This window comes from Variovorax glucosi, assembly GCF_051216695.1.
GTDB lineage: Bacteria > Pseudomonadota > Gammaproteobacteria > Burkholderiales > Burkholderiaceae_C > Variovorax.
In genome coordinates, this window is sequence record NZ_JBPJZE010000409.1 from 1 (window position 1) to 1,029 (window position 1,029).

Genomic DNA, 1,029 nt, shown 5'->3' on the forward strand with positions numbered 1-1,029 from the left:
GATCTTGCCGGTCTGGCGGCCGATGTCGCTGTAGTTCAGGCCCAGTGCCGCAACGGCGCCGCGCTCCACCGTGGCCGTGTCGGCCGCCACCACCGGCAGCTTGGCCTGCTGCGCCACCTTCACGATGCCCTCGAAGGCCGAGACCACGTTGTTGTCGGTGGGCGTGTAGATCACGTCGGCCTTGCCGACCAGGCTCTGGGCGGCGGTCGGCACGTCCACCGTGCGGGCGGCGGCGGCTTCGACCACGGTCATGCCGGCGTCGGCGGCCGCCTTTTTCAGCGAGGCGACGATGGCCACCGAGTTGGCTTCGCCGGGGCTGTAGATCACGCCGATGCGCTTGGCGTTCGGCACCACCTGCTTGATGAGGCCAACGTGCTTTTCGAGCGGCGACAGGTCCGACACGCCCGTCACGTTGGTGCCGGAGGGCTCCCAGTTCTTCACCAGCTTGGCGGCCACCGGGTCGGTGATTGCCGAATACACCACCGGAATCGTCTTGGTGGCGGCCACCACGGCCTGCGCCGACGGCGTGGCAATGGCGACGATCGCGTCGGGCGCGTCGCCCACGTACTTGCGGGCGATCTGGGCGGCGGTGCCCACGTTGCCCTGCGCGCTTTGGTAGGTGAACTTGAGGTTCTTGCCTTCTTCGTAGCCGGCGGCCTTCAGCTCGGCCTTCACGCCGTCGCGCACGGCGTCCAGCGCCGGGTGCTCGACGATGGCGGTCACGGCCACCGACTTGATGTCGGCCGCGAACGAAGGCGCGGCGGCCAGCATGCCGAGGGCCAGGGCCACTGCGCTGAAGGGTGTGCGAAGCAAAGCGTTTTTCACGTGAGGGTCTCCGGATTGGGGGATGGGTGCGTCTGAGTGGGGCCGCCGGCAGGAGCCGGGGCGGGGAATTCAGCGGCGCGGGATCGCGGCATGCAATCCCGGCAGCTTTGGAGTCTAGATCGTACTTTGCACAATTAAGGTGCATGAACGGCTCGGGCTTACCCCGCTTTACGCCATAAAATTGCATCCAACTGGTGCATTGGG

General features: G+C 67.2%; 1 protein-coding gene. It reads right to left on the reverse strand.

Annotated features, from left to right (window positions below; genetic code table 11):
- The coding region (locus tag ACSFA3_RS26080; protein WP_435508196.1) for an ABC transporter substrate-binding protein at positions 1–771 on the reverse strand (771 nt) is incomplete at its 3' end.
- Positions 772–1,029 lie beyond the last annotated feature (258 nt).